22 protein-coding genes and 1 pseudogene are annotated in these 26589 nt (G+C 70.2%); 8 read left to right on the top strand and 15 right to left on the bottom strand.

Going from position 1 to position 26589, the window contains the following annotated elements; all coding sequences use genetic code 11:
- Window positions 1-13: 13 nt before the first annotated feature.
- The gene (locus FB600_RS08195) at window positions 14-910 is read right to left on the bottom strand and encodes a LysR family transcriptional regulator (RefSeq protein ID WP_047835730.1); all 897 of its coding nucleotides are present in this window, start codon (window positions 908-910) and stop codon (window positions 14-16) included.
- Window positions 911-1047: 137 nt separating this feature from the next.
- Here FB600_RS08195 and FB600_RS08190 point away from each other — a divergent pair, with 137 nt between their 5' ends.
- The 3 genes from FB600_RS08190 (at window position 1048) to FB600_RS08180 (ending at window position 5414) form a co-directional block, all read left to right on the top strand.
- Window positions 1048-2520, top strand: a complete 1473-nt coding sequence (locus FB600_RS08190; protein ID WP_096752436.1) for a M20 family metallopeptidase — start codon at window positions 1048-1050, stop codon at window positions 2518-2520.
- Between the two features lie 97 nt (window positions 2521-2617).
- Window positions 2618-3919 (top strand): MFS transporter, encoded by a 1302-nt coding sequence (locus FB600_RS08185; RefSeq protein ID WP_096752435.1) that lies wholly within the window; start codon window positions 2618-2620, stop codon window positions 3917-3919.
- A 385-nt stretch (window positions 3920-4304) separates the two neighbouring features.
- On the top strand, window positions 4305-5414 hold the full coding sequence (locus FB600_RS08180) for an aromatic ring-hydroxylating oxygenase subunit alpha (protein ID WP_145756512.1): 1110 nt from the start codon (window positions 4305-4307) through the stop codon (window positions 5412-5414).
- Window positions 5415-5474: 60 nt separating this feature from the next.
- Here FB600_RS08180 and FB600_RS08175 read toward each other — a convergent pair whose 3' ends face one another.
- From FB600_RS08175 to FB600_RS08155, 5 genes and pseudogenes are all read right to left on the bottom strand, one after another.
- A complete protein-coding gene (locus tag FB600_RS08175) occupies window positions 5475-6488 on the bottom strand; it encodes a homoserine dehydrogenase (protein WP_145756511.1) in 1014 nt (337 codons plus the stop codon).
- A 47-nt stretch (window positions 6489-6535) separates the two neighbouring features.
- Window positions 6536-6970: a VOC family protein gene (locus FB600_RS08170; protein ID WP_098151612.1), complete on the bottom strand. Its 435-nt coding sequence runs from the start codon at window positions 6968-6970 to the stop codon at window positions 6536-6538.
- A gap of 142 nt (window positions 6971-7112) precedes the next feature.
- Window positions 7113-8624 carry an aspartate/glutamate racemase family protein gene (locus tag FB600_RS08165; RefSeq protein ID WP_145756510.1) on the bottom strand — a complete coding sequence of 504 codons (1512 nt, stop codon included), beginning with the start codon at window positions 8622-8624 and terminating at the stop codon, window positions 7113-7115.
- Window positions 8621-9934 carry a dicarboxylate/amino acid:cation symporter gene (locus FB600_RS08160; protein ID WP_145756509.1) on the bottom strand — a complete coding sequence of 438 codons (1314 nt, stop codon included), beginning with the start codon at window positions 9932-9934 and terminating at the stop codon, window positions 8621-8623. Before FB600_RS08160 ends, FB600_RS08165 begins: the two co-directional genes overlap by 4 nt.
- Window positions 9935-10160: 226 nt before the next feature.
- Window positions 10161-11068 (bottom strand): annotated as a pseudogene (locus tag FB600_RS08155) (LysR substrate-binding domain-containing protein).
- 192 nt (window positions 11069-11260) lie between these two features.
- Between FB600_RS08155 and FB600_RS08150 the strand changes: the two are divergent.
- Both FB600_RS08150 and FB600_RS08145 read left to right on the top strand, forming a co-directional pair.
- The gene (locus FB600_RS08150) at window positions 11261-11848 is read left to right on the top strand and encodes a TonB C-terminal domain-containing protein (protein ID WP_145756508.1); all 588 of its coding nucleotides are present in this window, start codon (window positions 11261-11263) and stop codon (window positions 11846-11848) included.
- Window positions 11849-12203: 355 nt separating this feature from the next.
- Window positions 12204-13196, top strand: coding sequence for an alpha/beta fold hydrolase (locus FB600_RS08145; RefSeq protein WP_145756507.1), 993 nt, complete (start codon window positions 12204-12206; stop codon window positions 13194-13196).
- 113 nt (window positions 13197-13309) lie between these two features.
- Here the strand turns inward: FB600_RS08145 and FB600_RS08140 are convergent, their stop codons facing one another.
- From FB600_RS08140 to FB600_RS08130, 3 genes are all read right to left on the bottom strand, one after another.
- The gene (locus tag FB600_RS08140; RefSeq protein WP_046576261.1) at window positions 13310-14689 is read right to left on the bottom strand and encodes a tripartite tricarboxylate transporter permease; all 1380 of its coding nucleotides are present in this window, start codon (window positions 14687-14689) and stop codon (window positions 13310-13312) included.
- Window positions 14686-15243: a hypothetical protein gene (locus tag FB600_RS08135; protein WP_233630248.1), complete on the bottom strand. Its 558-nt coding sequence runs from the start codon at window positions 15241-15243 to the stop codon at window positions 14686-14688. Before FB600_RS08135 ends, FB600_RS08140 begins: the two co-directional genes overlap by 4 nt.
- 97 nt (window positions 15244-15340) lie before the next feature.
- A complete protein-coding gene (locus FB600_RS08130; RefSeq protein WP_013689226.1) occupies window positions 15341-16624 on the bottom strand; it encodes a hydroxymethylglutaryl-CoA reductase, degradative in 1284 nt (427 codons plus the stop codon).
- A 168-nt stretch (window positions 16625-16792) separates the two neighbouring features.
- Here FB600_RS08130 and FB600_RS08125 point away from each other — a divergent pair, with 168 nt between their 5' ends.
- Window positions 16793-18205, top strand: a complete 1413-nt coding sequence (locus FB600_RS08125; RefSeq protein ID WP_096752975.1) for a PLP-dependent aminotransferase family protein — start codon at window positions 16793-16795, stop codon at window positions 18203-18205.
- A 26-nt stretch (window positions 18206-18231) separates the two neighbouring features.
- On the opposite strand, the gene FB600_RS08120 is transcribed toward FB600_RS08125, so the two are convergent.
- The gene (locus FB600_RS08120) at window positions 18232-19146 is read right to left on the bottom strand and encodes a helix-turn-helix domain-containing protein (protein WP_145756506.1); all 915 of its coding nucleotides are present in this window, start codon (window positions 19144-19146) and stop codon (window positions 18232-18234) included.
- 166 nt (window positions 19147-19312) lie between these two features.
- Between FB600_RS08120 and FB600_RS08115 the strand changes: the two genes are divergently transcribed.
- Window positions 19313-19648, top strand: coding sequence for a hypothetical protein (locus FB600_RS08115; RefSeq protein ID WP_145756505.1), 336 nt, complete (start codon window positions 19313-19315; stop codon window positions 19646-19648).
- A 33-nt stretch (window positions 19649-19681) separates the two neighbouring features.
- Window positions 19682-21061: an SLC13 family permease gene (locus tag FB600_RS08110; protein ID WP_096752426.1), complete on the top strand. Its 1380-nt coding sequence runs from the start codon at window positions 19682-19684 to the stop codon at window positions 21059-21061.
- Between the two features lie 753 nt (window positions 21062-21814).
- Here FB600_RS08110 and FB600_RS08105 read toward each other — a convergent pair.
- The 5 genes from FB600_RS08105 to FB600_RS08085 all read right to left on the bottom strand — a co-directional run bounded on the left by FB600_RS08105 (window position 21815) and on the right by FB600_RS08085 (window position 26341).
- Window positions 21815-22171, bottom strand: coding sequence for an EamA family transporter (locus tag FB600_RS08105; RefSeq protein ID WP_145768424.1), 357 nt, complete (start codon window positions 22169-22171; stop codon window positions 21815-21817).
- Window positions 22172-22462: 291 nt separating this feature from the next.
- On the bottom strand, window positions 22463-23389 hold the full coding sequence (locus tag FB600_RS08100) for an anti-sigma factor family protein (protein ID WP_098182481.1): 927 nt from the start codon (window positions 23387-23389) through the stop codon (window positions 22463-22465).
- A 265-nt stretch (window positions 23390-23654) separates the two neighbouring features.
- Entirely contained in the window at window positions 23655-24722 is a 1068-nt protein-coding gene (locus FB600_RS08095; RefSeq protein WP_145756503.1) for a catalase family peroxidase, read from the bottom strand.
- 120 nt (window positions 24723-24842) lie between these two features.
- On the bottom strand, window positions 24843-25793 hold the full coding sequence (locus FB600_RS08090; RefSeq protein WP_145756502.1) for an anti-sigma factor family protein: 951 nt from the start codon (window positions 25791-25793) through the stop codon (window positions 24843-24845).
- Window positions 25790-26341 (bottom strand): RNA polymerase sigma factor, encoded by a 552-nt coding sequence (locus FB600_RS08085; protein WP_013689217.1) that lies wholly within the window; start codon window positions 26339-26341, stop codon window positions 25790-25792. The genes FB600_RS08090 and FB600_RS08085 overlap by 4 nt, the downstream gene beginning before the upstream one ends.
- Window positions 26342-26589 lie beyond the last annotated feature (248 nt).

The raw sequence follows: 26589 nt of genomic DNA, 5'->3' as shown, positions 1-26589 counted from the left end.
CCGCCCCCCCGGCTCACGCCTGCCCGAGCTGCGCGATCAACTCGGCCAGCAGGCTCCTGGCCACCGCCGGCAGGCGACGCTCGCGCATGCTCATCACGCGCAGCCGGCGCTCGCTGAGCAAGGGCTCGTCGATCGCGCGCGCCAGCAGCGTGCTGCCCTGCGCGAGCCCCTTGAGCGCCACCGCGCTGCCGAGCGTGACGGCGCCGGTACGCGCCGCGAAGGCATGCAGCACGGCCGAGTTGTTGCTCGACAGCAGCGGCTCGATGCGCACGCCGCGCGCCGCGCAGCACAGGTCGAACAACTGCCGCACCGTGTTGCCGCGTTCGAGCAGCGCCAGCGGCCAGGCGCGCAGGTCCTCGAGCGTCAGCGCCTGGTTCGCGGCCAGCGGATGCGTCGGCGCGAGCAGCGCGCGCACCGGCATGCCGATCTCGTATTCGATGCTGACCGCGGGCGTGCCGCCACCCGAGAAGGCGATGCCCAGATCCACCTCGCCGATCGTCACCCAGTGCTCGACCTGGGCCGGCGTGCCCGAGCGCAACTGGTAGCGCGCCAGCGGCACGCGCTCGTGATGGCGCGCCAGCACCTCGGGCAGGAACGAACGCGTGAAACCCTCGGTGCAGCCCAGCCGCACCAGCCCGCCCGCCTGCTCGCGCCCCGCCGAGATCTCGCCGATCACCGCCTCGGCCTCCAGCAGCGCGCGCCGCGCATGCGCGGCCAGCAGCTCGCCTGCCTCGGTCAGCACCATGCCGCGCGGCATGCGCTCGAACAGCGGTGCGCCGACATCCTGCTCGAGCTTGCTGATCTGTCGGCTGATGGCGGAGACGGCCACGTGCAGCGTATCCGAGGCCCCCGCCAGCGAACCGGTGCGCGCCACCTCGACGAAATACCGCAATGCGATGCCGTGCAGCATGCCCCGTTCTCCCCGGCGCGAGCGCGCCCTGCCTTGCCATTTCGGCAAGTCTATTCGACATCTTTGTAATTGTTGCGAATTTTTGGCGTTCCTAGAGTGGGGCATTCCAGCCTTCCGCCTTGCCAGGAGCGACCCCGATGTCCACCACCCAATCCGCCCGCAACCCGCGCCAGCAGGCGCTCGACCTCGCCGTGCGCGCCCACGACGGCGGCGCGCTGCTGGCCGATCTCGCGCGCCGCGTGGCCTTTCGCACCGAAAGCCAGGAGCCCGCGCGGGCCGAGGCGCTGCATGCCTACCTGAGCGACGAGATCGCCCCGGCGCTGGCCGCGCTCGGCTTCCGCTCGCGGCTGGCCGACAACCCCGCCGGCGCGCGCGCGCCGTTCCTGATCGCCGAGCGAATCGAGGATCCCGCCCTGCCCACCGTGCTCAGCTACGGCCACGGCGACGTGGTGCGCGGCTACGACGCGCAATGGCGCGCCGGCCTCGCGCCCTGGCGCGTGACGGTCGAGGGCGATCGCTGGTACGGACGCGGCACGGCCGACAACAAGGGCCAGCACTCGATCAACCTGGCCGCGCTGGCGGCCGTGATCGAGGCGCGCGGCGGCCGGCTCGGCTACAACCTCAAGCTGATCTTCGAGACCGGCGAGGAAATCAGCTCGCCCGGACTCGACGCGATCTGCGCGCGGGAGCGCGAGGCGCTGGCCGCCGACCTGTTCCTCGCCTCCGACGGCCCGCGCGTGAGCGCCGAGCGCCCGACCCTCTTCCTCGGCTCGCGCGGCGGCCTGAACATCGAGCTGAGCGTGGCGCTGCGCGAGGGCGGCCATCACTCGGGCAACTGGGGCGGCGTGCTGCGCAATCCCGGAACGGTGCTCGCGCATGCGATCGCGAGCCTGATCGACCGGCGCGGCGCGATCGCGGTGGAGGGCCTGCGCCCGCCGCCGATCCCCGACGCGGTGCGCCGCGCGCTGGCCGACATCGAGCTGGGCGGCGACGAGAACGCGCCCGCCATCGATCCCGACTGGGGCGAGCCGGGCCTCACGCCGAGCGAGCGCGTGATCGCCTGGAACACGCTGGAGGTGCTGGCCTTTCGCACCGGCAACCCCGAGGCGCCGGTCAACGCGATCCCGCCCGACGCGAAGGCGATCTGCCAGTTGCGCTACGTGGTCGGCACCGACACCGCGAACGCGCTCGCGCATCTCGAGGCCCACTTCGCCCGGCACGGCTTCGACGAGGTGCAGGTGACGGTCTCGCAGCGCTCGCCCGCCACCCGGCTTGACCCCGACGATCCCTGGGTCGAGTGGGCGCTGGGCTCGCTGCGCGCCTCCACCGGCAAGCCGCCGGCGCTGCTGCCCAATCTCGGCGGCACGGTGCCCAATCACGTGTTCGCCGACACGCTCGGGCTGCCGACGCTGTGGGTGCCGCATTCCTACCCGGCCTGCGCGCAGCATGCGCCGAACGAGCACCTGCTGGGCTCGGTGGCGCGCGAGGCGCTGGCCGTGATGGCCGGGCTCTGGTGGGACCTCGGCGAGGACGCGGCGCGCATCGTCGCCGAACGTCGCGCGCGCGACGCCCGGCGCACCAGCGCCGCGCCAACCGCCGTCTGCGCGTAAGGACCGGCGCGCCTCGCGCCACATCTGCCCGGCATCGTCGCCCTCCCGCGCGGCGACGCCGGCCTCCGCCGTCGTACCCGAACCGATCGAGCGTCCCATGAACCGTCCCGTCCCCTCCCCCGCCCCCGCGCGCAAGCCGCCCAGCCTGGTGCAGATCGTCGTCGCGACCTCCGCCGGCAATGCGCTCGAGTGGTTCGACATCGCCGTCTACGCCTTCTTCGCGGTCTATATCGGCCAGCACTTCTTCCCGGCCCGCAACGAAACGGCCTCGATGCTGCTGACCTTCGGCTCGTTCGGTGCCTCCTACCTGGTGCGCCCGCTCGGCGGCCTGGTACTGGGCGCCTATGCCGACCGGCGCGGCCGGCGTGCCGCGCTGATGCTGACGGTCACCCTGATGATGATCGGCACCGGCCTGATCGCGGTGATGCCGGGTTACGAGAGCATCGGCATCGCCGCGCCGCTCGGCGTGTTCGCCGCGCGCCTGATCCAGGGCTTCTCGGCCGGCGGCGAATTCGGCGCCTCCACGGCGATGCTGATCGAGCACGCGCCGCATCGGCGCGGTTTCCTGGCGAGCTGGCAGTTCGCCACCCAGGGCCTGGCGCTGCTGCTGGCCGCCTCGTTCGGCTACGGCCTGGCGCGCATGCTGTCGCCGGCCGAGCTGGCCGCCTGGGGCTGGCGCCTGCCGTTCTTCTTCGGCGTCCTGATCGGCCCGCTCGGGCTCTACCTGCGCCGCTTCCTGGAGGATGCGCCGGCCTTCCTCGAGGGCGAGCGCTCCGAGTCGCCCGCGCGCGACCTGCTCGCCACCCACAAGCGCGCGGTGCTGGTCGCGATCGGCGCGCTCAGCGTGTCGACCGCCGTCAACTACCTGCTGCAATACCTGCCGACCTTCGCGATCCGCCAACTGCACCTGCCCACCGCCACCGGCTTCGCGGCCACCATGGCCGGCGGCGCGATCCTGACCCTCGTCACGCCGCTGGCCGGCCATCTGTCGGACCGCATCGGCCGGCGCCGGCAGATGGCGGTGGTCGGCATCCTGTTCGCCGTCACCGCCTGGCCGGCCTTCTCGTACACGGTCACGCACGTCTCGGTGCCGACCCTGTTCGCGCTGGTCTGCTGGCTGGCCCTGCTCAAGTCGATCTACTTCGGCGCGCTGCCGGCGCTGATGTCGGAGCTGTTCCCGGCCGCCACGCGCTCGACCGGCATGTCGGTGTCCTACAACATCGGCGTGACCGTGTTCGGCGGCTTCACGCCCGCGATCGTCACCTGGCTCACCAGCGCCACGGGCGATCGCAGCGCGCCCAGCTTCTACCTGATCCTCACCGCGATGATCAGCCTGGCCGCGCTCGCCTCGGCCGGCCGCAAGACAACGCCGCTGGGCCGGCGGCCCGCCGCGGCCTGAAACCGGCGCACGTCCGAGCAGGAGCCCGAGCAGGAGCAGGAGCAGGAGCAGGCACCGACATCCGCGCCGGGCACCGGCTCCGAACACCCGCATCGGGGCCGGCGCCGAACACGGGGATCGCTTCCATGCCCTTCCCGTCCCTGCCTCGCCTCGATCGATGTGCATGCATCGAACCACCCGGCAAGCTTGCCGCCGGCCGCCCGGCGCCGGCATTCCATAAGCAGCGATCCATCCCCGACCCGGCACCGATTTCCCCCTTGGGGTTTGTCACCATCCCTTCACACGGCGCCCGCATCCCGGCCGGTTTCGCGTAAACTGCGCCGGATAACTCCCTCGCGTCCCCACGCGATGGTCGAAGCATCCGGAATGCAAGGAGATGTCACGCATGCACGCAGTGCCTTTACCGACCCAGAACGTGATCGACTCGACCGCCACGCAGCCCGTGCGCGATCTGCGCCGCGTGCCGATCCATCCCGATTTCTGGTATCCCCTGGCCTGGTCGCGCGAACTGAAGCGCGGCAAGACCCTCGGCGTGCAATTCGCGGGCGACCCGATCGTGTTGTTTCGCGGCGAGTCGGGAACGGTTTTTGCGCTGGAAGACCGTTGCGCGCACCGCCAGGTGCCACTGCACGCCGGCGTGGTCGACGGCGACGCGCTGCGTTGCGGCTATCACGGCTGGACCTACGATTGCAGCGGCAAATGCGTGGACGTGCCCTACCTGGGCAAGGAGCGCCTGCCCAACGGCGTGCGCGCCTACCCGTGCCGCGAGGTGCGCGGGCTGATCTTCGTGTTCACGGGCGATCCCGCCCTGGCCGACGAGAAGCCGGTGCCCGAGCTGTCCACGGTGGCCGACCCGAAGTACAAGACGCGCCGCTTCGGCCGCGCGGTCAAGTGCCATTACTCGTTCATGCACGAGAACCTGATGGACATGAACCATCAGTTCCTGCATCGCCGCGAGATGGGCCAGATGAAGGCGCGCTCGCTGGGACGCCGCCGCGGCGAGGGCTGGGTCGAGGTCGACTACACCTTCTCGCGCGCCGAGGGCAAGCAGCCGATCGGCGAGGCGCTGGTGTTCGGCGCCAGCAAGAAGCCGCAGGACCAGAGCGACAAGAGCGTGATGACGATCCGCACCGAGTACCCGTACCAGACGCTCAAGATCCTCTCGAGCGAGGGCACCCTGGTGATGGACCTGTGGATCGTCTACGTGCCGCTCGACAAGCAGCAGCGCACCAACCGCACCTTCGGGCTGCTGTCGATCCGCAAGCCCTCGGTGCCCTTCGCGCTGGACCTGGCCTGGCCGCTGCTGGTGTGGTTCACCGAGCGGATCTTCAAGGAGGATCGCTGGATCGTCGAGCGCGAGCAGGAAGCGCACGACATGCAGGGCGCCGACTGGAACCACGAGGTGTTCCCGGTCATCAACGACCTGCGCGACGTGCTGCGCAACAACGGCGGGCGCACCGTGATCCCGATCCGCGAGCTGGGGCCGGCGGCCTGACGGACACGCGGCAACGGAGCGAAGGCAGGCGAAACGCCTGCCTTTTTTATTGCGCGCGGCTCAGCGCCCGACCACGCCCCGCATCAGCAGGTGCTCGAAGTCCTTCAGCGCGGCGGCGGCCGTGGCCAGCGGGCTGGTGCGGCCGATCGCGATCAGCTCGCCCATCGCGTCGGTCTCGATGCGCACCGCCTTCATGCCGGCGCCGATCCCCGCGAAGGGATGCGCCGCCTCGTAGGCGGCCAGGCGCACCGAAGCCTCCACCCGCCCCGCGCCTCCCGCGCGCCGCTCGATGCGGCCGACCAGCTTCGGCACCAGCCCATCCGCGCGCCAGCGCGCCAGTTGCCCGGCCTCGATCGGCGCGATGCCCTCGCGCGCGATCTCATCGAGCGTCAGCCGCGCGCCGAAACCCGCGTTGGCCAGGATGCAGACCTTGCAGGCCGTGTCCCAGCCCTCGATGTCGAAGCGCGGATCGGGCTCGGCCATGCCGGCGCGCTGCGCCTCGGCCAGCGCATCGGCGAAGGCGATGCCGGCCATCATCCGGTCCAGCACGTAGTTGGTGGTGGCCGTGAAGATGCCTTCCATCACGCGCACCTCGCAGCCGGCCGCGTTGTAGTCGAGCAGGTCGATGGTCGGCAGCGCGGCCGAGGTCGCGCCGCTGATCTTCAGCTCCACGCCGTTCGCATCGGCCAGCGCGCGCAGGCCCGGGTAGTCGAGCACCAGCGCGCCCTTCGAGATCGCGATGCCGTGCGCGCCGGCCGCGAGCGCCGCGCGCAGGTAGCCGAGCGCGGCGCCGCCGCTCAGGTAGTCGGTCGGGCCGGCCTCGATCAGCACGTCGGGCCGCGCGGCGGCCACGAAGGCCTCGCCCGTCAGCGACGCGTCGAGCGGCGCATCGGCCGCGAGCGGATCGCGCAGGCCCTCGCGATCGACGCGAGCGCCGCGCGAGCGGCCGATGCCGACCAGCCGCACCTCCACCCCGTAGCGCTCGCGATAACGCGCGCGGCGCGCCGCCAGCAGTTCGGCGACGGCCCGGCCGATCTGGCCGAAGCCCGAGATCGCGACATGGCAGCGTGACATCGGCGCTCCAGGACGATGAGGAGGAACGGGGCGAGGACTGGGCGGCCTTACTTCGCGAACAGCTTGCCGAGATCGGCGAAGGCCTTGAATTCGAGCGCGTTGCCCGACGGATCGAGGAAGAACATGGTGGCCTGCTCGCCGGGCTCGCCCTTGAAGCGGACATACGGCTCGATCACGAACTTCGTGCCGGCCGCGCGCAGCTTGTCGGCCAGCAGGTGCCATTGCTCCAGCGTCAGCAGCGCGCCGAAATGGCGGACCGGCACGCCGTGGCCGTCGACGGCATTGGTGCGCGCCACGCCCGTTTCGTCCGGCGCGAGATGCGCGACGATCTGGTGCCCATAGAGGTTGAAGTCGACCCATTCGGCCGAGCTGCGGCCTTCGGGGCAGCCGAGCAGCTCGCCGTAGAATTCGCGCGCGGCCTCGAGGCTGTGGACCGGGAAGGCGATATGGAAAGGCAGCAGCGGGGCGGCGCAAGTGCTCATCGATCGAAACTCCGTAACGAGGTATCAAGGGGACATCGGCCCGCCGCGCGCGTCGGCGCGGCAGATCAGTGACACCGATGTTACCGATTACAATCTTCGATGAAAAACGATATTTTTCCGATCTGAGTATCGATTTATTCGATCAAAAGGAACGCCGCGGTTCCGCCTCGTTCGCCGCCTCGTTCGCCGCCTCATTTGCCGCGCTGGTCGCCGCCGCGACGCAGGCCCTGGCCAGCACCTCGGTCGGGTCGACCAGGCTCACGCGCGCGCCGCCCGGGCCGGCGATCTCGCCTGCCGGCAGCAGCAGCGGCAGCTCGGTGCAGCCGAGCAGCACCACGCGAGCGCCGGCCGCAACCAGCGCATCGAGCGCGGCCTCGATGTCCTCGCGGCAGCGACCCTGCACGAACCCGGCCTTGACGCCCGCCTCGCCGTAGATCGCCGCCATCACGCGCGCCTGCAAGGCTGGCGGCGGCACGCGCTGCGCGAACCCCTCGGCGGCCAGCGCCTCGCGATAGACGCCGCTGGCGAGCGTGCCCGAGGTGGCCAGCACGCCGATCTCGCGCACCTCGGGAAAACGCTCGCGCAGATGGCGCGCCGTCACCGTCAGCATGTTGACGATCGGGATCGACAGGCGCGGCTGGATTCGCTCGACGAAGGCGTGCGCGGTATTGCAGGGGATCGCCACCAGCTTCGCGCCGCCCTGCTCCAGGCGCTTGCAGGCGGCATAGAGCGAGACGGTCGGATCGGGGCCCTCGCCGACCAGGTGCGCGGTGCGATCGGGGATCTGCGGATTCTGCTCGACGATCAGCTTCAGGTGGTCCTGGTCGCGCGCGGCCGGCGTGTGGTGCACCAGCTTGCGCAGGAAGTCGACGGTGGCCGCCGGCCCGACGCCGCCGACCACGCCGATCCGGAACGGCTCGGCCTGGCCGCCATGCGCGCCCTCGTGGTCGGCGGCGAGCACGCGCCGCGCATAGACCTGGTTCGGGTCGACCAGCGGCACCGGCAGCGTCCCGAGCGCGTCCAGCACCAGGGCGATCTCGGTCAGGCCCGGCACGATCACCTCCGCGCCCTGCTCGATCAGCGAGGCGCAGGCACGCCGCAGCAGCTCGACCGGGCGCCCGTCGAGCGCGCCCTCGCGAATGCCGTCCACGCCATAGACCGCCTCCGTCACCGCATCGATGCCATCGACCTCGCCGGGATGGCAGAGACTGAATTCCGGCGCCGCGAAGTAGCGCTCGAACAGGCGCCGCTCGCGCGTCGCCGCCGAGGCCAGCACGCCGACGCGCCGCGCGAGCGGCCACGCGCGGCGCACGTGCTCGCGCACCGCCTCGACCAGGTCGACGATCGCCAGCGAGGTGTTCGCGCGCAGCTCGTCGAGGAAGGTGTGGCTGAGGAAGCAGGGCAGCACCACGGTGGTCACGCCGCGCTGCTCGAACTCGCGGATCAGGTCGAACACATGGAGCTTGCGCTCGGCGCTCGCCTCGCGATCCGGGCCGCCGCGCAGCGGATGCTGGGCCAGGATCGCGTCGATCGGCGTGGTGCCGGCCGCGCGCATCAGCTTGGCGTACAGGTCGGCGCCGGCCAGCGGGCCGAGCCCGCCGACGATGCCGAGGCGCCGTGCCGGCGCGCCGGCCGGAAGGCTCGCGCCGCTCATCGTGCGTCGCCCGCCAGCGGCTCGAGACGCGGCAGCTCGCTCGACACCGGCCCCGGCTCCCTCGCTTCGGCCGCCTCGCCCGCCGCGCGCCGCGCTTCCCACTTCGCGATCACGGCGCTGGCCACGCTGTTGCCGATCACGTTGGTCATGGTGCGTCCCATGTCGAGGATCTGGTCGATCGCCAGCACCAGCGCCACGCCCGCGGCGGGCAGATGGAACAGCGGCGCGACCGCGGCGACCACCACCACCGAGCCGCGCGGCACGCTGGCCATGCCCTTGCTGCTCAGCATCAGGACCAGCAGCATCAACACTTGCTGCGAGACCGGCATGTCGATGCCGAAAGCCTGGGCGATGAAGATCGCGGCGAAGGACTGGTACATCATCGAGCCGTCGAGGTTGAAGGCGTAGCCGAGCGGCAGCGTGAAGCCCACCACCTTCTTCGGCACGCCGAAACGTTCGAGCTGCTCGGTCAGGCGCGGATAGGCAGCCTCGCTGCTGGCCGTCGAGAAGGCCAGCATGGCCGGCTCGCGCACCGCCTTCAGCAGGCGGCCGACGTCGCGCCCCAGGAACAGCCAGCCGACGCCCACCAGCAGCAGCCACAACACCACCAGCGCCGCATAGAACGCGCCGATCAGCCGGCCATAGGTGAGCACCACGTCGAGCCCGCGCAGCGTGACGGCCGAGGCGATCGCGCCGAACACGCCGAACGGCGCGGCGCGCATCACGTAGCCGGTCAGCCGCAGCATCACCGGCACCAGGCCGTCGATCGCGCCGACCAGCAGGGCCACGCGCGGGTCCTGCCTGAGCGCGCCGAGCCCGAGCCCGAAGAACAGCGAGAACACCAGGATCTGCAGGATGTCGTTGCGCGCCATCGCATCAAGCAGGCTGGTGGGGAAGGCGTGCGTGAGCACGTCCTTCAGGTTCAGCCCCGCCGTGTCGAGCCCGGCGACGCGTTCCCCGGCCCCCGCCGCCAAATGCAGGCCGGCGCCCGGCTGCAGCGCGTTGGCGAAGGCCAGCCCGATCAGCAGCGACACGAAGGAGGCACACAGGAACCACAGCACGGTGCGCAGGCCGATGCGGCCCACGTCGCGGCCGCCATCCATGCCGGCGAGCCCCGACACCAGGGTGGCGAACACCAGCGGCGCGATGATCATCTTGATCAGCCGCAGGAAGATGTCGGTGAGGATCGAGAAGTAGCCGGCGATATCCCGGGCTTGCGCGGCATCGGCCGCCGTCGCGTGGCAGTAGCCGCCGGCCGCGATGCCGAGCAGCATGCCGGCCGCGATCCATGGAGTGAGGCGTGATTTCATGTCCGTCCCTGGAGGCGCCGGGCGAACCTGGAGGGTCCTGCGGCGCGTGTCGATGAGGAAACGTCGGGGTTCGACGCGGGCGACGGACGAAAGCGGAAAGCGGCTTGCCTCGACCGTCAGGACGAATGGTAGGGACGGTCAAAAAACCCGCGATGCGGGTCCGGCATGCGCGTATGCGTGATTCGCATAGGCAGGGAAATCCCGGGGGCGGCCACGGCAGGGAGCCTCAGATCGAGGCGCGCAGGTGCTGCCAGAGCGTATCGACGAAGGCGCCGCGATTGCTGGTATCGCGATAGACACGCAGCTCCACCTCGAGCTGCCAGGCGGCCGGCCCCGCCGGCACCAGCTCGCCGGCCGCGAGCTCGCGCGCGATCGCGCTGCGCGGCAGCCAGGCCAGGCCAGGCCCTCGCCCTCGACCACCAGCTTCTTGAGCACCTCGGCCATGTCCGACTCGAAGTGCAGCCGCAGCATCGGCGTGGCCGGCGCGCGCGACAGCAGCAGCGCCTGGCAGCGCCCGAAATAGCTGGTTTCCGTGTACGAGATCAGCGGCAGCGCGGCCTTGCTGGTGCCCGGCAGGCGAAAGCGCGGCGCCGCGCGCGGCGTGGGCTGGCTGACCGGCAGCAGCGTATCGAGGCCGACCGTGAGGTGCTCGTAGCGCGCGGGATCGAGATGCAGCGGCAGCTCGGGATGGTGGTAGGCGAACATCAGCTCGCAGTTGCCGTTCACCAGCGAGAGGATCGAATCATGGACATTGGCCGGCACCACCCGCGCGCGCACCTCGCCGAAATGGCCCGACAAGGCCTTCAGCCAGCCCGGCAGGAAGTTCAGCGCGATGGTGTGGCCGGCCGCGATCTGCAGCCCGCGCCCGGCGATGCGCTGCTCGTTGCGGATGATGGCGCGCGTGTCGTGCAGCTTGTGCAGGATGTCGTCGGCGGCCTCGCGGAACAGGCGCCCGGCCGGCGTCAGCACCGGCGGGAAGCTGCTGCGGTCGATCAGCTCCGCGCCGACCCACTGCTCCAGCGACTGGATGCGGCGGCTGAAGCCCGATTGCGTGACGTTGCGGAACTCGGCCGCGCGCGAGAAGCTCTGGTATTGCGCGAGGGCGATGAAGTCCTCGATCCATTTGATTTCCATGCGCGTCGCCGATGGCTTGGGGATGATGGGAAGTCGGTCGAGCGCATTCTACGACGCGGCGGCGCCGCTGCCCGCCAGGTAAGCCGAATCGCAGACTGTCACCGCCTGCGCGGCCGGCGCTTGCCCCGGCATCGAGATGGTGCTGGAATAGCGCTCATTCCTACGACAACGCACAACGAATCGAGAGAGACCATGACCATCGGATCGCCGCGCCGGAACCGTGCAGCCCGGGACGCCCTCACCTCGCTCATCCCGCTCGCGCTCATCGCCTCGCTGGCGCTGGCCGGCTGCGCCGCCAACGACCCGCCGATGCCCTCCCCCGACCAGATCGCCTCGATCTGCCTGAAGCAGGCCGCGAAGGGCGGCGATCCTGTCTCGCTGGCGCACCTGAGCGCGCTGCAATGGCAGCGTTACGTGGGTTGCCGGATCGGCGGCAGCCTGTATGCGGCGCGTCCCGCCGTCGACGGTTATCCCGAGGCGGTGCTGTCGACGCATTTTTCCCGCAGCGGCGCGGTCGAATCGTCCGAGCTGCAGCCCGCCAACGGCGACGGCGACCCGGCCTGGAACGCCGCGGTCACGCAGGCGCTGGCGAGCGCCTCGCCGCTGCCCGCGCTGGGCACGCCCAACCAGACCGAGCGCATCGACCTGCATTTCAGCCCGCGCTGGAAGCTGGCGGGCCTGACCGGCGGCGCCGGCCTGTCGAGCAGCAGCCACTGGAGTGTGGAGCATTGCACTGTCATGGCCGCCGGCGCGAAAAGCTGCACCGGCCCCACCGACTGAGTAGCGGCCCCGCGCGGGGTGATCGGCACCCCGCCGCCATTCTTCGCGTTTCGCGAACGATCCATTCGCTCCCCGGCGTATTCCTGCAAGCCCTTCGCGCCCCTAGACTTCCTCTCCATGCGATCCGATCCCTGGATCGCGCGGTCCTGAGGAAATCATGGCGCTTCAGCCTCGTTCGTTGTCCCCGCATCCATTTCTCGTGACGACCTCATGGCAGGCACGACGTCGGGCACACGATCGACGCTGATACGGACCACCTTCGTCGGCCGGCATGACGAATCAATAGTTCGTCATGCAAATCAAGCTCGACACGATTTTTTTTCCTTTCCATCACATCGCCCCTGGAGCCTTCACGATGAAATTCCCGACCCTCGCCGGCCTGGCCGCCGCTTGCGCCCTCACGTTCGCCACGCTCTCGCCCGCCGCGCAGGCCGCCGGCACCGTCGCGTCGACCGGCGCCCCCGCGGCAAGCGCCGATGCCGTCAGCTATCACACCGTCGATGTGAACGGCGTGAAGATCTTCTATCGCGAGGCCGGCCCGAAGAACGCCCCCACCGTGCTGCTGCTCCACGGCTTCCCGACCTCGTCGCAGATGTTCCGCAACCTGATGCCGCAGTTGGCCGACCGCTACCACGTGATCGCGCCGGACTACCCCGGTTTCGGCCAGAGCGACATGCCGCCGCCGGATCGCTTCAGCTATACCTTCGACAATCTCGCCAAGGTGATCGACGGGTTCACCGAAACCCTCGGCCTGACGCGCTACGCGCTGTACGTGCAGGATTACGGCGCGCCGGTCGGCTATCGGATCGCCGCGGCGCATCCCAAGCGCATCACCGCGATCGTCGTGCAGAACGGCAACGCCTACGAGGAGGGCATCGCCGGCGATTTCTGGAAGCCGCTGAAGGCCTACTGGGCCGATCGTTCGGCGGCCAATGCCGAGCGCCTGCGCCAACTGCTGCAGTTGAAGGTGACGCGCTGGCACTACGTGGACGGGACGCGCGATCTCGGCCACCTGGACCCCGGCACCTGGACGCTCGACCAGGCCTATCTCGATCGCCCCGGCAACCAGGAGATCCAGCTGGACCTGTTCTACAGCTACGGCAGCAACGTGGCGCAATACGCGCAATGGCAAGCCTATTTCCGCGAGTACCAGCCGCCGATGCTGATCGTCTGGGGCAAGAACGACAAGGCCTTCCCGCCGGTCGGCGCGCGCGCCTATCTGCGCGACCTGCCCAAGGCGGAGCTGCACCTGTTCGATACCGGCCATTTCGCGCTGGAGGAGGATGGCGCCGAGATCGGCCGGCTGATGCGCGCGTTCCTCAAACGCAACGTGCCCGCCACGCGCTGAGCGGCTCGCCGCCGGCAAAACCGGGCCGCGACGGCATGTTCCGGGCGACGGTGCCGCCGCAAATCCCGCGCGCGCGGCACCACCGCCCAGCGCCGTGCACGCGACACGGCGCCCTACACCAGCTTCATCAAGGCCGGCACGCCGAGCACGGCCGCGTAGTAGCCCATGAACTGCACGCCGGTATTGAAGCCGAACAGCCTCGACAGCACGCCGCCCACCAGCCCCACCGTGAGGATCACGGCCAGCCCCGCCAGGCCGCCCTCCCACACGCCGATCACCACGATCAGCCCCGAGAAGGTGGCGATGATGGCCTCGTGCGAGAGCTTGCGCGCCACGAACGACGCCGCGCGATGCGCGTAGTTCATCGCCAGCGGATAGGCGATCAGCGCGGCCAGCAGCACCGCGAGCAGCCCGTAGCCGAGGAAGGCCCAGGCCGACATCAGCGTGTGCAGGTTGTGGACCTGCCCGCCGGCCGCGTCGACGAAGAAGCGCGGCGGCGCATTGAACAGCGGCGCGGCCGGTCCCGCCGCCACCGGGCTCAGCGGCAGCCCGAAGGCGATCAGCGGGATCAGCGCCTCGGCGATATAGGTGGCCTCGGTCACGCCGTTGCGCGCGGCGATCACCGTGGTCAGGCGCGGATAGGCATGCTTGACGCGCGCGCCGACGATCTCGCCTGCCACCACCGTCATCGCCACCGGGCTGAACACGAAGGTCGCGCTCGACAGCGCGGCGGTGCCCAGCGTCCAGCCGGCCTGGCTGCGATCGAGGATGCGCAGCGGGTTCGGGAACCAGCCGCGCCAGCCCTTCAGGTCCGGCGCCAGCGAGAAGGTGGCCAGCCCCTCGCGCCGCATCGCGCGGCGCGCCGGCGGCGAGAGGATCGCGAACAGGTCGGCGATCAGCGGGCCGATCGCGATGCCGAGGAAGTAGCTGACCGAGAGCTTCACGCCGTACTTGCCGGTCAGCGTCTGCAGCGCCACGATCAGCAGCACGAAGGGCACCAGCAGCAGCACGCAGGCCCAGCGCCCGGCCGAGGCGTAGGCGATTACGCAGGCGGCGGCCAGGAACACCCAGGGCGCGGCCTTCGCGATCGCGCCGCCGAACGGCGCCAGCAGCACCGCGAACAGCACCGCCAGCGGTACCGCCACGCAGGCCGCCACGATCGCGCCCGAAATCATCTTGCGCAGCGCGATATGCGGCACGCCGAGCGCGCGCAAGGCAGTGGCCTGCTGCAGCAGCGGCGCGGCCATGGTGTCGCCGGGAATGCCGAGCAGCGCGGTGGGAATCGCGTGCGTCATGTGCTTGGCCACCGCGCCGGCCAAGAAGAAGGTGAACACGCCTGCCGGCGGCACGCCGAGCAGGGCCACCAGCAGGGTCAGCGGCGCGATGGTGGTGGTCTCGTCGGTGCCGGAAACCAGGCCGATCGCGGCAAAGGCGATCGCGCCGAGCAGGCCCATCGCCAGCGCCACGGAGAAGTCGGACAGCAGCGGGGTCATGAGCGGGCTCCCGGCTTGGCGGCGGCAGCGGCAGCGGCAACGCCGGCGGCGGCGGCGCCCGCCTCGGCGGCGACGCGGCCCGCGCCGCGCTCGTAGGCGGCGAACACGGCGGTCAGGCCCAGCTCGTCCATCTCGGCGCGCGCGGCCGGGCTCAGGTCCTCGAGCGAGCCGAGGCCGCCCGATTCGGCATCGAGCTGGGCCAGCACGCGCAGGCGCGCGGCCTCGTCCACCACCTGCTCGACCACCACGCGCTTGGGCGCGAACAGCTTCGCGCAGATCACGCCGGCGGCCAGGCAGCCGCCCAGGCCGACCAGCATCGCGTAGGCGCGCGCGATCTGCGGATCGGCGACCAGCGGCGCCAGCAGCGCGCGTCCCGCGAGGAAGGCGCCCAGCGCCACGCCCACGCCGATCGCCACCGACCAGCCCAGATGGCGCAGGTCGACCGTGTCGCCCCACACCTCGGCCAGCGGCGCCGCGGCCGCCGTCTTGGCCGCCGCCTCGTGTCGCGCGGGCCCGGCCGCCAGCGCGGCGGAATTGCCACCCATCTCGTTCATGCGTCTCCTCCTTCGGCAGGCAAGCTGCCGTCGCGGCCGGGGTGGATCCCCGGTCCGCCTGGTTATGGGCCCGCGCCTTCCGACGACGAGCCGCCGCTCAGTCGCGCGGGCCGGCCAGCAGTTCCAGCGCGCGATCGGTGCGCACGTCCCTGGCGGCCGCCATCTTGCGCGCGACCCAGTCGATGTCGGCGCCGCTCGCGCCGGCCGCGATCGCGATATTGCGCGCGTGCAGCGCCATGTGGCCGCGCTGGATGCCTTCGGTGGCGAGCGCGCGCAGCGCGCCCATGTTCTGCGCCAGGCCGACCGCCGCGGCGATCTCGCCGAGCCGCTGCGCGCTCTGCACGCCGAGGATCCGCAGCGCCGCGCGCGCCAGCGGATGGGTGCGCGTGGCGCCGCCCACCAGCCCGACCGGCATCGGCAGCTCGATGGTGCCGACCAGGTCGCCGTTGGCCGCCTTCTCCCAGGTGGTCAGCGAGGTGTAGCGTCCGCCGCGGCTGGCATAGGCATGCGCGCCCGCCTCCACCGCGCGCCAGTCGTTGCCGGTGGCGACGATCACCGGATCGATGCCGTTCATGATGCCCTTGTTGTGGGTGGCCGCACGATAGGGATCGACGGCGGCCAGCAGGTAGGCGTCGATCACGCCGTCGATCACCGCCTCGCCCGAATACTCGCGCGTGGCCAGCGTGGCCGCCGAGTAGCGCACGTGCGCGCGGGCCAGCCGCAGGTCGGCCAGGTTCGACAGGATGCGCAGCCGCACGGTGCCGCCGGTGAGCGCCTCGATGCGCCCCGCCACCGCCTCGGCCATGGTGTTGACGGTATTGGCGCCCATCGCGTCGCGCACGTCGACGATCAGGTGCGCGACCACCATCGCGCCGCGCGGCGTGTCGGGGAACACCTGCACCTCGATGTCGCGGCAGCCGCCGCCGAGCTTCACCAGCACCGCGTCGCGCGCATTGGCCAGCTCGATCAGTTCGTCCCTGGCGGCCAGGATGGTCTGGCGCGCGCCATAGGGATCGTCGATGCCGAGCACCTGCACCTGGGCGCGCATCAGCGGCCCGGTGCTGGAAGTGCGGAAACCGCCCGCCTCGCGCGCCAGCTTGGCCATGAAGGAGGCGGCCGCGACGATCGAGGGCTCCTCCACCGCCATCGGCACCAGCACGTCCTCGCCGTTGATGCGGAAGTACCCGGCCACCGCCAGCGGCAGCTCGAAGGTGCCGATCACGTTCTCGATCATGCCGTTGGCCACCTCGATCGGCAGCGCGCCGGGCTTGGCCAGCAGCGCGTGCTGCGCGTCGTCGAGGCCGGCGGCCGCGGCGATGCGAGCCAGGCGCTCGGCGGGAGTCAGGGAACGGAAATCGGGCAGGGCGGAATCGATGGGCATCGCGGGCGTCTCCATGTCGGATGGCGCGGCCCCGCGTTTTCCGGTGTTGCGGGGCCGCTTCGAATGGACGAATAATAGGCGCGCTGTACCTTAATGAAAGGTACAGTTCCCCACAACACTCGATGCACTGTACCTGGCACAGTGCGCCGGCCCGACGGAGCGGACGCGATGATACGGCGTGCAGGAACCACCTTGTCCGAGGGGATCGCGGACAATCTCGCCAGACAGATCGAGGAAGGCATCCTGCCGGCCGGCAGCAAGCTGCCCTCGATCAGGGAATACGCCGATGCCTCGGGCTGCTCGAAGAACACGGTGGTCAGCGCCTTCGACATCCTGACCGCCAACGGCCTGATCGAGCCGCGGCGCGGCTCGGGCTTCTTCGTCTGCCGGCGGCCCGGTGCCGGCAGCGGCGCGGCGGCCGCGGCCATCGCCGAGAGCGAGGGCAGCGCCACCACCCTGGACCGCGCGATGGACGTGGTCTGGCTGATGCGCGAGCAGCTGCACGAGAGCGCCAACGTGCTGAACCTGGGCGAGGGATTCCCGCCCGTCGACTGGCTCGCCAAGACGCGCCTGGACCTTTACCACCAGCGCGTGGTGCGCACCGGCGTGGCCTCGCTGTTCCGCTACGGCAGCCGCTACGGCTACCTGCCGCTGCGCCAGTCGCTGCAGCAGAAGCTGGCCGGCTACGAGATCGACGCGCAGCCCGCGCAGATCGTGCTGACGCACGGCGCCAACCAGGCCATCGACATCGTGCTGCGCTACTTCGTGCGGCCCGGCGATGCGGTGCTGGTCGACGATCCCGGCTACTACCCATTGTTCGGCAAGCTCAAGCTGAGCGGCGCGCGCATCGTCGGGATCCCTCGCGAGACCGACGGTCCCTCGATCGCCGCGCTCGAGGCGGCGCTCGCCGAGCATCGCCCGCGGCTGTTCTTCACGCAGTCGGTGGGCCACAACCCCACCGCCACCGACACCAGCGCCGCCAAGGCGCATCGCATCCTGCAACTGGCCGAGGCGCACGACCTGATGCTGGTGGAGGACGACGCGCTGGCCGACCTGAAGCCGCGCACGCTCACGCGCATCGCCACGCTGGACCAGTTGCGCCGCACCATCTACGTGGGCAGCTTCGCGAAATCGGTGTCGGCCGCGCTGCGGGTGGGCTTCCTGGCCTGCGAGGCGGGCCTCGCCAGCGACCTGGCCGACGTCAAGATGCTGATGCACGTGAGCAGCTCGGAATACTGCGAGCGCACGCTCGACGCGATCGTCAGCGACGGCCATTTCCTGCGTCATACGAATTTCCTGCAGGACAAGCTGCGGCGCGCCACCGAGGCCGGCATCCTGGCGCTGCGCCGGCTGGGCGCCGAGATCTTCCGAGAGAGCGAGCAGAGCCTGTATCTGTGGGCCTCGCTGCCGGGCTGGCCCGATTCGATGCAGCTCGCCCAGGCGCTGCTGGAGCGCGGCGTGATCCTCGCGCCCGGCGCCGTGTTCGCGCCCGGCGCGGACCGGCTCTCGGCCTATTGCCGCTTCAACGTGGCCTACCTGGCGGACAAGCGCTTCGTGGCGGCGCTCAAGGCGGTCGGCTGAGCGAAGGCACGCCGACGCCGCCCCACCTACACGCGCTCCAACAGGTCCCGCAGCAGCTTCGCCCCGGCCCGGCCCTTCGCCGCGTCGGCCCACAGCCGGTCGATCATGCGCCGGTACATCGCCACGGCATCGGCCGAGGTGGTAATGGTGGCGATGCCGGTGCGGATGTTCGGCAGCTCGCCGAGCCGGAACGGCGAGACCGCGACCTGCGCCTCGTGCTCGCCCTCGAAGATCTGGAAGGTCTCGTTCGGCAGCGCGTCGGCGACGATGCCGATCCGCACGCCCGCCGTCTCGTCCTCCAGCATCCCGACGATGCGCATCACCTCGCGCCGCGCCGCGAGCTTGCGCTCGAGCTGCACGCCCGGCGGCAGGCCGAGCCGGCCCACCAGCCCGTGATGCAGGAACTGCTCGATCTGGCGCAGCCCGATCAGGCTGGTCACGTCCAGCGGCGTCGCGCGGTACGCGGCCTTGCGCTCGGCGAGGATCGCCATCACCTTCGACAGCGTCTGCGTCCAGGCCGCGTCGGCCAGCGCCGGCGGCACGCTTTCCTCCAGCATGCGCCGCAGCCAACCGGCGTAATCGTCCGAGGTCAGCAGGAACGAGAAGGGATCGAAGTGCGCGACGATGCGCCGTGAGCGCCGCTCGATCTGCCGCATCCGCTCGAAATAGCTGATCGCCGAGTCGTGATACTCGACCTCCACGCCCAGCAGGTTCGCCAGCGACACGCCGAACAGCGTGGCCAGCCGCTCCAGCGTGTCGATCTTGACGATCTCGCCGCGCTCGAGCTTGTAGACGGCCGCGCGCGAGATGTCGAGCCGCTCGGCCAGGTCCTCGCTGCGCAGCTCGGCCGCCATCCGGTAGGCGCGCAGGCGCTCGCCGATGCTGTCGAAATCGAAGCGCGCGCCTCGAAGACGCTTCCTGCGGGGGCCGGCTGCGGGCATGCGGGACCTTGGGGGCTCGGAAAGGAAAACGGCACGATATTACGCGAAAGCGCCGCGCGAAACGCGCCGGCCCGGCTTCCTCGTGCCCCGAAAAACGGCGCTTGCATTCGTCGCCCGCCGCAGTTAGTCTAAATATTTAGACGACAGGCACAAGCAAAGGCAAACCATGAAGCTTTCCGAAGGGGTGCAATGGCTGGCGCGCGAGATCGCCGGTTTCGCCGAGCTGGAGGCCTTCGAGGCCTGCTGCCGCGACGCGGCCGGCAGCGCGGGGCGCGAGGCGGCGGCGCTGCTGTTGATCGCGCGGGCCACGGCGGCCTTCGCCGAGCGGCAGGACGGCGTGGCCGTGCAGGCGGCCACGATGCACGCGTTCCTGACTCGCCTGCATGCCGAGGCGCAACAGCTGAACGAGGCGAGCGAGCGCTCGGACGCGGCCCTGTTCGAGGCCCTGAACCGCTTCGCCGCCAATCTCTCGCGCGCCGATTTTTGTCTCAATTGTCTATAAAAATAGACAACCACCCTTTCCAGCAGGAGTGCCATGCAGGCCAGACTCGCCACCCTGAACACCGGCGCAAACATCGCCCTCGCCCTGCTCGCGGCCGGCCTGGGCGCGATCGCGATGCTGGCCGCACGCGGCACGCTGGCCCCGCACGACGCCCGCATCGTCGCGATCGTGTTCGCCTGCATCGTGCTGTGGGCCACCAACGCGATCGCCAGCCTGTGGATCTCGCTGCTGTTCTTCTTCCTCGCGGCCACCTGCACCCGCGTGCCGGCCGCCACGATCTTCTCGGGCTTCGGGTCCAGCGCGTTCTGGCTGGTGTTCAGCGGCGCGGCGATCGGCTTCGCGCTGAAGGACAGCGGCCTGAGCGCGCGGCTCGGCGGCGCGCTGGCGCGACGCATCGGCGCCGCCTATCCGCGCGCGCTGCTGGCTTTCGCCGTGCTCGGCTTCGCGCTCTCGCTGGTGATGCCCTCGACCTTCGGGCGCATCGCGATCCTGGTGCCGATCGCGCTCGGCTACTGCGAGGCGGTCGGGCTCGGCCCCGAGTCGAACGGCCGGCGCGGCATCCTGCTGCTGGTGATCGTCGGCGCCTATGAGCTGGCCGCCGCGGTGCTGCCGGCCAACCTGCCGAACGTGATCATGGCCGGCATCCTGGAGCAGTCGCATGGGCTGCGGCTGCGTTTCTCCGACTATCTCGCCTGGTTCTTCCCCGCCGGCGCGATCCTGCGCGGCGCCGTGCTGGTGCTCGCGGCCTGGCGGCTGTTTCCCGATCGGATCGACACGGCGGGCGCGGCCGCCACACCGCCGGCCGCGCTGTCGCGCCGCGAATGGCATGCCATGACGCTGCTCGCGATCACGCTGGCGGGCTGGTTCAGCGATGCCTGGCACCACGTCGCACCGGGCTGGATCGGGCTCGGTTTCGCGCTGGTCTATTTCGCGAGTTCGCCCGCCGACGCCCTGGAGCGCTTCACGGCCTCGCTGAAGATGGAGTTGCTGTGGTTCATCGCGGCCATCATCGGCTTGACGGCCCTGGTCGACCAGCTCGGTGCGCGCCTGCCGGGCATGGCCGCGCTCGACGCGCTGCGCGACAGCCCGATGCTCGCTTATGCCGCGCTCAGCGCCTTGTCGATCCTGCTGTGCTTCGCGGTCACCTCGAATGCGGAGCCGGCGCTCTATATACCGATCGCCTCGCAGGCGCTCGCGCAAAGTGTCTACCTGAAGGCCGGCTTGCTGGCGCAGGTGATGGGCTACGCGACCACGGTGCTGCCTTACCAGTCGCCGCCGATCGTGTTCGGCATCGCGCTGGCCACGCTGGAGCGGCGCGCGGCGCTGCGCTATTGCGTGGTGACGGCGGGATTGGGCGTGCTGTGCGTGATCCCGTTCAACGCGCTGTGGTGGCGATGGCTCGGGGTGCTGTGAAGGGAAAGCGGGGATGCCGCGTGTGATCGCGGCGATGGGATGCGTTCCTTCGACGAAGGAACAGGGCAATGCGGGAAAAACGCCGCTGCGCGAAGCAGGCGAGGCTGGCTGCCCTGCCCGCTGCCGTCGCGGCCGATCGTCGAGCGGTTGCCGGTTCGCGCCGCATCCATCGAGAGGATGCTGCCCCGACGGGGACGATCGGCAGCGCGCAAGCTTCGCGCTACCGGCTGGCGCAGGCCATGGCGAGCAAGGCCTGGACTGCGCGGAGCCCGGAACCCGAATTCAGCCCCGGACTCGATACGCGGCTTCGGTACCACGAGGATTCGATACGCCGTCGCAGCCAAACGCCGCGCCGCTCCGTATCGCCCCGCCGGCGGCCGAGCCGCCCGCCATTACATGCGGCGGTGTGCTTCGGCGATCAGTTCGCAGGTACGGACGTGGATTTCCCACGCGCGGGCCAGACCGCTGCGCAGTTGAGTAAACCATTGGACCAGAGCAGGAGTCGATGCAGTCGCAGCTTTCATGATGACCTCAGGGTTAGTGCCTAGGGGAAAACCCGTATTATACGGATCGCTCGCTGCACTGCAACAGGCAATACCCTTTTTGCAACAGATTGGCTGCGGCAGGGCGCCGCAGCCGCCAAGCCAGGCGACGTCTCGCCGGATTGGGCCCGCTTTCTCCTGAAAATGGGGATGAATTGCGCGCCCGGACGGGAAGCGGGCGCGTGGCCCGCGCGCCGCGCATCGGGCCCGCTCAGGCAAACACCGCCGGCGTCACTTTCAGCAGCACCACCCCCACCAGAATCGCCGCGATCCCCAGCCACTGCGCCGCGCTCGGCCGCTCGTGCCGGATCACGAAGCCGAGCAGCACCGTCACCGCGCTGGCCAGCGAACTGAGCACGGTGACGATCGCCACCAGCAGCCCCGCGTCGAGCGCGCCGATGCGCAGCCAGGCGGGATGGAAGGCGAGCACGACGCTCAGCAGCAGCAAGCCGATCGACTGGCTGTAGAACAGCGAGCGCGTCACGCCCACCCGGCGCGCCGCCTGCCCCGCCATGAAGTCGGTACTGCCCCAGCACAGGGCCGAAATCAGCCCCATCAGGATTGCCATGTGGTTGTTCGCTCCGCGCGAGGCGATGACGGCGACGATGGGTGCTTGCCTCGCCATCGCCGTCACCGGATTGGGCCGGCCGCCAGTATCGATTCGCGCGCGCAGCCACGGCAAGCACGCGGCTCGCGAGAAATTCTCACAAGGCCGGCAGCCGCGCGGCAGCGGCGTCCCGGACGAGCGAACGAGAAAAACCCTGTCGCCGTATCGGCGACACGCGCATCAGGAAGGGAAGGAAAACCGACGGGAAGGTGCTGCATCGGCCGCGCGGGGACACGCGGCCGGAACGGAACATCAGCCGAGAAAATCGACGCGCGCCTCGCGCACCGCGAACATCGCATCGACATGGCTGCCGGAGATCTGCCGCGCGATGGCCTCGAGATCGCCTGAATCGGGCTTGCCGATCAGCGCGTAGGACAGCTCGTTCTGGCGCCAGGCCACCACGGTCATGCCGTGCATCTCGTGCTTGGCGATGCCCTGGTCGGGCCGCGCATCCTTCATCACGCACAAGGCGACCGGCACGCCGTGCTCGGGCAGGTAGACGATCTGGACCAGCGGCTTGCCGTCGTAGCGCAGGCGGTCGATGGCCTTGAAGCGCATGCCGGCCATGCTGAGGTCGGGCACGCGCAGGCGGATGCCGTCGTCGCTGCGGATCTCGCCGACGATCTTCGCGGAGACGGCCGGATCGGGCGTCAGGTTCGCGACGGTATCGCGCGTGTAGAGCTGCTGGTAGTCGGCCGCGACGCTGATCCACGGCTTCTTCGCGCCGCTGGCCGCCAAGCTCGGGCCGCTGCCGCCGCCGAAACCGCCGGCCGCGAACTGCTGCACCAGCCCCGCGCAGAACGCGCCGGCCACGAAGGCCGCCGCCAGCCACAGCATCGGGCGATTGCGTCGCGCCGGCAGGGGCACCACCTTGGCCGAGGCCGGCACCGGTTCCTGTTCTTGTCCCTGTTCGCGCGGCTGAGCCTGGGCTGCCGCCGCCGCCGACTGCGCCTGCGCGGCGCTCGCCATCGCCTCGATGCGCAGGCGCAGCGCATCAGGCAACGGCGGCAGCTTCTGCGCGGCGAACGCGTCCTGGTACGGCAGGCGCGACGCACGCAGGCGCGCCACGCTCTCCCGCAGCTCGGACGATTCGGCCAGCGCCTGCTCGACCGATGCCGCGCCGGCCGCATCGAGCTCGCCGTCGGCATACGCGATCAATGTGCTGTCGTCGGGTTTCATGGACGAAGAGGAAACTCAGGTGGGCCCAGATAGACCATTTGTATCGGTAACATCACCGACCGGCCGGTCTTGTTAGCAAACCTCTATGATAACCATAGTTCCGCTTTATGAGCATATCGACAGGGAAGCGGAACAGCTTTCCGACCCTGCCTGCCGGGCCGGTATTCGTAGGACGATCTTCAGCATCGCCAAACAATTTGCATGATGCCCGTTTGCGCGCGTCGCTGCACGCTCGCGGGCGCCGCATCATGCGCCCGGCCCGGCCTCAATGCGCGCGTGCCTCCTCGCGCGTGCGCCGGTCGTAGGATTCGCGATAAGTCGAGGAGCGCGCGGCCAGCAAGGGATCGCGCGAGGGCGCGAGCCCGTCCGGCAGGATGGTCGGATCGAACACGATATCGCGGCAGGGGCCGTCGAGCTGCGCCTGCGCACGCTCGATCACGAAGCTGCCGGCATCGATGCGCAGCCGGCGCGGCGAAGGCGCCCAGGCCTGGGTCGAATCGTCGAGCGGGTCGCCCGGCATCGCCACGTTCAGCATCAGGTGCCAGCGCAGCGGGCCGTTCGCGAGCCGCATCGCCAGGTCGTAGGCGAGGAAATCCGGGTCGCGCTGCTCGCGCAGGTCGACCGGCCGGTACGGCGCCTCGGGCACCACCTCCCAGCGCACATGGCGGCGGATCCGGTGCGCGTCGCTGGTCACGAAGCTGCTGATGCCGTAATAGGTGGCGTTGTCGAAACGCGAGGACGGCGGATGGCGCTCCACGTAGGCGCGAAACGCACGCGCCTCGGGATGGCTGGCGAGGAAGGCCTGCATCCTGGCCGGATCGGCGCGGCCCGTGCGCGGGTCCCGCGCGTCGGCACGCAACTGCTCGTAGAGCGCCTGCGGCGTGCGCACCGCGAAGATCGGCGCCGAGTTCATCGCCAGGCGCCAGTCGGCACCATGCGGCAGGCTCACGCGCAGCGCGAAGCTGCGCACCATGCCGGCGCTGTCGTCCTGCCCCGGATCGCTGCCCGGCATCGACAGGCGCCCCACCACCGGATAACGGCCCGGCGCGAACACGCTGGCGCGCGACAGCAGCTCGCCGCGTCCGTTGCTGTCGAAATGGCCCGTCACGCAGATGCCTTTCGCGTGATTGCGGCGAAAGCCCGGATGCGGGGTGCTGGTGGCCTCGAAGGCGTCGACGATGCGCGCGGCCGTCAAACGTCCGCTGAGCCAGCCGCCGCACCAGGCGAACAAGCCGACCAGCAGGGCCGGCGCGCCGAGCACGAGCGCCCAGCGCCACACCAGCGAGAAGCCGCGCGGCGTCGCGACGCGCGAATCGGAACGAGGGGGCATCATCGATCGCCGGCCGCGAGCGCGACCCGATCGACGCGCGCAGCCGCGCGCGGAAGAACGAAGGAAGCGGCCGGCGCGGCGGCTAGCGCCACGGCCGGCTCCCTCCCGTCGAGGACAGCTTGCTCAGGACGCGGAGCGTTCATGCACCCCGGTATCGGCGGCGCTGATGGTGGTCGACACCTGGCCGTTGTAGAGCTGCTTGCCGAGCGCATCGAGATCGACGTCGCCGGGCGCGGCGATCAGTGCATAACCGAGCTGGCCGCGCCGCCACGACACCACCGACATGCCTTCCACCTGCGCGCTCGAAGGCGCGGCATCGGCCTTGGCCTCCTTCAGCACGCACAATGCGACCGGCTTGCCCTGCTCGGGCAGGTAGACGATCTGCACCAGCGGCTTGTCGTGGAAACGCAGCCGCTGCACGCGCTTGAAGGTCAGGCCCTGGCTGCGCAGATCGGGAATCTGCAAGGCCAGCTTGTCGGCATCATGGATATCGGCGACGGTGGTGGCGGTGGCGCCCATGTCGGGCTGCAGCGCCGCGACGGTGTCGCGCGAATAGAGCTGCTGGTAGCCGGCCGCGGCCTTGATCCAGGGCGTCATGCCGGAATCGTTCGAGGCGGTGAGCAAGCCGCCGCCCGACAGGCGCGGCGCGAACTGCAGGGCCAAGCCGCAGCAGAAGGCGCCGGCCACGAAGGCCACCGCCAGCTTCGGCCAGGAGAAGCTCGGCAGGCTGCGCGTGCGCGGCTTGAGGCGATGCACGTTCGGCCCCAGCGATGCTTCGGAATCCTCGTCATCGGCGTTCGCGGCGGCGGTCGCCTGCGGTGCCGCGACCGACGCGCCCTCGCCGGCCAGGTGGCGGCGAATCAGTTCGTCGACGCTGCGCGTGAGCGATTCCGGCACCGGCGGCAGCGACTGCTGGTCGAAGGCCTCGCCATAAGGCAGTTGCGAGGCGCGCAGCATGGCCACGCGCGAGGCCAGTTCCTCCGAGGCGGCGATCGCCTCCTCGATGCGGGCGTTTTCCTGCGGCGTCAGTTCGCCGTCCACATAGGCCAACAGGCTGGCGTCGTCGATCTTCATCGCGCAGCTCGCTGGTTGGCGGTGGAACGGGGGCTCGCCTCGCGCTGGCCGAACTGCGCGCCGATGGTCTGGCGGGCGCGCGACAGGCGGCTCATGATGGTGCCGATCGGCACGCCGAGCACCTCGGCCGCCTCGGCATAGCTGAGGCCTTCGACGGCCACCAGCAGCATCACGATGCGCTGCGCCTCGGGCAGCCGCTCGACCGCTGCGATGATCTCGCCGTTCATCAAGGTTTCCTCGGGATTGCGCGCGCCCGGATCGGGCACGGTCTCGAGGAAGTTGTCGTCCCATTCCATGCTTGAGCGGCTGCGCACGTTGCGCGAGCGCAGCTCGTTGATCCAGGTGGAATGCACGATGGAGAACATCCAGCTCAGCGGGGAAGTACCGGGCTGCAACTGGTGGGCGCGTTCGAGACCCCGCACGCAGGCGCGCTGGAGCACATCCTCCGCGTCGTGCTGATTCCCGCAAAGGCGCAGGGAGAACGCCCAGAGCCGCGGCAACATGCCCGGCAGCAGACTGGGCAGACTCTCGACATCTGCTGTTGACATGGTTGACTGGCTGAAGACAGGATTGCCGGCTGGCACACCGGGCGAAAACTGGCCGTTTCCGGCTGGTTGACTGGCTCGCGGATTGTACAACGTCCGATTAACGTTTGCTGTTGCAAAACAAAAAGAACGAACTGACAACATAGGCAGTTTCCGTGACATTCGCAAGCGGCATCCATCGTCCCAAAGCCGCGCCGGGCGCGACATCCGCCACGCCAGCCTACGGCCAACTAAACAATTCGATTGCACGA

Origin of the sequence: Burkholderia sp. SJZ089 (assembly GCF_007828315.1) — a bacterium.
GTDB classification, from domain to species: Bacteria; Pseudomonadota; Gammaproteobacteria; order Burkholderiales; family Burkholderiaceae; genus Burkholderia; species Burkholderia gladioli.
The sequence above is the reverse complement of the archived record's forward strand: the minus strand, read 5'-3'. Positions and strand labels throughout refer to the sequence as shown.